A 4,752-nucleotide genomic window follows, 5' to 3' on the forward strand; every position below is an offset into this window, starting at 1 on the left:
ATGGTTCGGAACAGTGCGGAAAACAAAAGCGCAAGCACCAGATAGATGACAGCCACGACGATGTAGATCTCAAAGCTGCGAAAGGTTTGCGACTGCAGGTTGGCCGCGACAGAGGTCAGGTCGTCGGCCGATATGGCCGACACCACGCTGGAACTGAGCATTAGCAAAATGAACTGACTGGTCAGTGCCGGATACACAGCGCGCAGTGCAGGTTTCAAAATGACGAAACGAAATATCTGGTGGCGTTTGAGGTCGAGTGCCAGACCGGCTTCAATCTGGCCTCGGGGTATGGACTCGATACCGGCGCGGATAATCTCGGTGGCGTAAGCGCCCAGATTGACCACCATGGCCGTCAGGGCCGCGGTATGCGCGGACCAGCGCAAGCCGATGGCAGGCAAGGCAAAAAAGAAGAAGAAAAGCTGCACCAGAAACGGTGTATTGCGGATCAGTTCTATGTAGGCGTTAATGAGCCAACGCAAGGGGCGCGGCCCTGAGGTTTTTCCCCACGCGCACAAGATGGCAACCACCAGCCCGGCCAGCATGGCCAATATCGACAGTTCAATGGTGCTCCAGGTCCCTTTGAGCAACAGGGGCCAGGCAGCAAAAACAGCATCAAACTGAAATGTGTACTTCATGAACTGGAACCATAACTGAAACCGGTTTCAGGAATTATAGAAGCACTTCTTTCTGAGCAAACATCAGGGTAAACCCTGACTCCTCTTATGCTGGTGCAGGAACGGAGGAGCCTCGGGGCATCAATCGGCCAGATAACAATATCTGGCGTGGTGGCAGTTCCAGACCTTTGAGGCGTTCGATCAGGCAGTCCGCGGCGATTCTGCCCAAATCATCGGTTGGTTGAGCAATGGTGCTCAGACCCGGCCCGACGTAAGGCGACCACTCGGTTTCGTCGAAGCCAACCAGGCCGATATCAGTGCCCAGGCGCAACCCAAGACGCGTCATCGCGGCCACGACCCGCAAAGTCACTACCGCGTTGCTCGAGAGTATGCCTGGCAGACGTTCGCCTGCGCTCTGGCGCAGACACTGGAGCGCGTTGCTGAGTTCGGTCTCCGGGTCGTCCGCCATACTTTCGAACGTGCTGCCATGCAGGTTGGTGATGCTGTTCTCTGACTCGCTGATATAGCGGCAGAAAGCAGATTTACGTTCTTCACGCGGACTGACGTCCTTGACTGGCTCCGAGACAAACAACAACTCGCGGTAGCCCGCCTCCACCAAATGGCGGGCCCCCATGCGAACCGCGTCAGCGTTGTCCAGCGATACAAAGTCGGCGCGCATATCATGGTGGCGCCGGTCGACCAGCACCACCGGCTTGCCGTGACGGACCGCTTCCACTGCGGCGCCGCCATCCTGGCCCAGCGTGTTGAGAATAAAACCTTCTACTTGATACGCTGTGAGTGTTTCAATTGCTTCGCGCTCACGCCCACTGTCATTTCCAAGGTTGAAAAGCATGAGCAGATAGCCAGCCTGCTGGCATGCTTTTTCAGCGCCACGCAACACCGCCACAGAAAACGGGTTGCTTACGTCAGCGACCACCAGCCCGATCAGCCGCGAGCGACCACGCTTGAGCGCCTGCGCCATCGGGTTCGGGCTGTAGGAGAGGGCCGCGATGGCGACCTCCACCCGTGTTGCGATGCCCTTGGTGAGCAATTTGTCACGGTGGTTCAGGAATCTGGAAACCGTGGCCTTGGAGACACCGGCTTGCCGCGCTACATCGGCAATGGTGGCGCGCGCTGTGGGTGCGGTTCGAACAGGAGTCCTGGTTGGCATTTGAAATCGAAGCAACTCGTCAAAATTGATTGAAACCGTTTTCAGTGGATGCTACCGGATACCGATAGAAAACTCAAATACGATGGCAGGAATCGACGGCAAGCATGCGCCTGTCCAGCCGAAAATTTGTCACTTATGCAGAATAAACCGTAGACGCCGTCTCACCGCCTCGGCCGGTCCAGTTGGAATGGAAATACGAGCCACTCGGCATGTCTACGCGCTCATACTGGTGCGCGCCGAAATAGTCCCTCTGCGCCTGCAAGAGATTTGCCGGTAGATTTGCACTTCGGTATCCATCGTAGTAGGCCAGTGCGGAGGACATGGCAGGTACCGGGATTCCGTTCGCTATGGCTTCACCAAGCACCCTTCTCAATGAAAGCTGAGACACAGCAACCGTTTCTGTAAAAAACGGATCCATCAGAAGATTCGCCAGTTTGGGATTCAAATCAAAGGCGTCCTTGATCTTGGCCAGCAACACCGAACGAATAATGCAGCCGCCGCGCCACATGAGTGCGATGCCGCCGTAGTTCAATTTCCAGCCGAAATCGATCGCCGCCGCTCGCATCAATTGATACCCTTGTGCATACGAAATGATTTTTGCCGCATACAAGGCTTTCCCAAGTTCATCAATCAAGTCTTTCCTGTTGCCTGAAAAGTGAACCTCGGGGCCCTTCAATGCTCTTGACGCCGACACTCTCTCCTCTTTCATGGCGGAGAGTACGCGGGCAAACACCGCCTCAGTTATCAGCGTGAGCGGCGCGGCAAGGTCAAGTGCGGTAGCTACTGCCCATTTCCCTGTCCCCTTCTGGCCCGCCTTGTCCAGGATTTTGTCGAGCAAGGGCAGTCCGTCATCATCTCTAACTGCGAAAATATCCCTGGTGATCTCAATCAAATAGCTTTTCAGCTCCCCTTCGCTCCACTGCTTGAACACAGCGTACATCTCGTCCGCCGTCATGCCCAATAGAGTTCGCATGACGTCATAGACCTCGCATATCAATTGCATGTCGCCATATTCAATTCCGTTGTGAACCATTTTGACGAAATGGCCTGATCCCTCTTCTCCGATCCAGTCGCAACATGGAACACCGTCGTCGACCTTCGAGGCGATGGCTTGAAAGATCGGTCTGACACTTTGCCATGCCGCAGCAGAGCCTCCGGGCATGATCGAAGGGCCCAACAAAGCACCTTCTTCACCGCCAGACACGCCCGCTCCCACATACAGCAGCCCCTTGCTTTCAAGCATCCTGGTTCGTCGTGAAGTATCTGAAAAATGGGAGTTTCCTCCGTCAATGATGATGTCTCCCTCATCAAGAAAAGCGATGAGCGCCTCAATGATTTCATCAACCGGCTTTCCGGCCGGGATCATCAACATGACCCTTCTCGGCAACTCAAGAGACTCGATCAGATCCTGAATTGAAGAACATCCGCGAATTTTCTTTCCTTGTCCTCTGCCAGCGACGAATTTTTCAACTTTTGCCTTTGAAGCATCAAAGACTGAAACGGCGAACCCTTTGCCTGCCATATTGAGGACCAGGTTTTCACCCATCAATCCCACACCTATGAGTCCTATTTGAGAGGGCATACCATTTACTTCCAATCGATTGAATAGTTCGCAACGGCCGATCGGCTCTCTTTGCGCAACCGGTTGAAGCAATCATAAGTGGAATGCACATTCACATTGGCACACACGAACCCTTGCGTTACGAGCGCGAGCGCGCAGGCAGGTCAGGTTAGACTTACACCAATTGATCGCTAAGATAGCGCTATCAATTTTGAGAACCCTCAATGATTCAGGTTCAGACATCCGCGCCATCCCCATCAGCCGATCATCGTCGGGAGGGTCTATGGATCATCGTCATGGGGGTCGCCGGGTGCGGCAAGTCCACACTCGCCGAGCTTGTCGCCGACGCGCTGAAGCTGCCTTTCATCGAGGGTGATCAGTTTCATCCCCCAGAAAATATCCAGAAAATGAGCCAGGGAGTAGCCCTGGACGACACGGATCGGGAGGCGTGGCTGGATCGTCTTGGTCTTGAATTGCTAAGTCATCCCGACGGGGCGGTTCTGGCGTGTTCTGCGCTCAAACGTGCCTATCGGGTGCGCCTTCGCCAAGTGGTTCCGCGGCTCTGCTTCGTGCATCTCAGCGTCACGCAGGAACTAGCGAATGCGCGGGTACAAGCTCGATTCGGAGGGCATCCATTCCCAAGTAGCCTGGTTGCAAGCCAATTTGCGACCCTGGAGGATCCTCGCGGAGAGGAATACGCGCTTGAGCTGGATGGTGCGATGGCGCCGTCCGTGCTGTGCGCCAGGACCATCCAGTGGATTGATGCCCAGGGGTTTCGATCAAACGCCAAACGATGAATCAGGCACAGAGTCAAACACAGCTCATCGCACTCGACTGGGGCACCTCCTCGTTGCGGGCTTATCGTCTCGGTGCTGCCGGTCGGGTGTTGGAGTTGCGCTCCTTGCCTTGGGGCGTGATGAAGCTGCCACAGCTCGTGCTACCCGAATCTTCCGGCGGCGATGCAAAGTCAAACTTTGAATTTGCTTTTGCAGAGGCTTGCGGCGGCTGGCTGCGCGCCGCACCGCACGCCCCGGTGATCGCGGCCGGGATGGTAGGCAGCCGCCAGGGCTGGCACGAAGCACCCTATCTGTCGGTACCGATTGCGGTCGACCGGATCGGAGGCACCCTGAGCACCGTGCAGACCCGAGGCGGCCAGATCGTCCACATCGTCCCCGGCCTGATCGAGCACTCGGCACTGCCCAATGTCATGCGTGGTGAAGAAACCCAGGTGATAGGCGCGCTCAGCATGCTTGATGCTGGCAACACTCCGTCCGAAATCCTGATCGGCTTGCCTGGCAGTCATTCCAAATGGGTACAGGTACGAAGGCAGCATGATGAAGCACAAAGCTACATCGAGCATTTCCACACCTTCATGACGGGCGAGGTCTTTGCCGCGCTGTGCGAGC

5 protein-coding genes are annotated in these 4,752 nt (G+C 55.8%); 2 read left to right on the plus strand and 3 right to left on the minus strand.

The features are described from left to right. The 3 genes from ACOYNV_RS25710 to gnd form a co-directional block, all read right to left on the minus strand. The coding region (locus ACOYNV_RS25710) for an amino acid ABC transporter permease (RefSeq protein WP_422902663.1) at window positions 1–635 on the minus strand (635 nt) is incomplete at its 3' end. 85 nt (window positions 636–720) lie between these two features. After that, a complete protein-coding gene (locus ACOYNV_RS25715) occupies window positions 721–1,785 on the minus strand; it encodes a LacI family DNA-binding transcriptional regulator (RefSeq protein WP_422902664.1) in 1,065 nt (354 codons plus the stop codon). Window positions 1,786–1,918: 133 nt separating this feature from the next. After that, window positions 1,919–3,367 carry a decarboxylating NADP(+)-dependent phosphogluconate dehydrogenase gene (gene gnd / locus ACOYNV_RS25720; protein ID WP_422902665.1) on the minus strand — a complete coding sequence of 483 codons (1,449 nt, stop codon included), beginning with the start codon at window positions 3,365–3,367 and terminating at the stop codon, window positions 1,919–1,921. Window positions 3,368–3,570: 203 nt separating this feature from the next. On the opposite strand from gnd, the gene ACOYNV_RS25725 reads away from it, so the two are divergent. Continuing rightward, the gene (locus tag ACOYNV_RS25725) at window positions 3,571–4,143 is read left to right on the plus strand and encodes a gluconokinase (protein ID WP_422902666.1); all 573 of its coding nucleotides are present in this window, start codon (window positions 3,571–3,573) and stop codon (window positions 4,141–4,143) included. Then, the coding region (locus ACOYNV_RS25730; RefSeq protein ID WP_422902667.1) for a 2-dehydro-3-deoxygalactonokinase at window positions 4,140–4,752 on the plus strand (613 nt) is incomplete at its 3' end. The genes ACOYNV_RS25725 and ACOYNV_RS25730, both read left to right, overlap by 4 nt.

The sequence above is a fragment of the Propionivibrio sp. genome (assembly GCF_049316945.1).
Taxonomy (GTDB): Bacteria; Pseudomonadota; Gammaproteobacteria; order Burkholderiales; family Rhodocyclaceae; genus Propionivibrio.

Bases quoted from the DNA above. Each gene is read 5' to 3' on its own strand.
- ACOYNV_RS25715 (WP_422902664.1), bottom strand. From the start codon at position 1,785: ATGCCAACCAGGACTCCTGTTCGAACCGCACCCACAGCGCGCGCCACC.
- gnd (WP_422902665.1), bottom strand. From the start codon at position 3,367: ATGCCCTCTCAAATAGGACTCATAGGTGTGGGATTGATGGGTGAAAAC.
- ACOYNV_RS25725 (WP_422902666.1), top strand. From the start codon at position 3,571: ATGATTCAGGTTCAGACATCCGCGCCATCCCCATCAGCCGATCATCGT.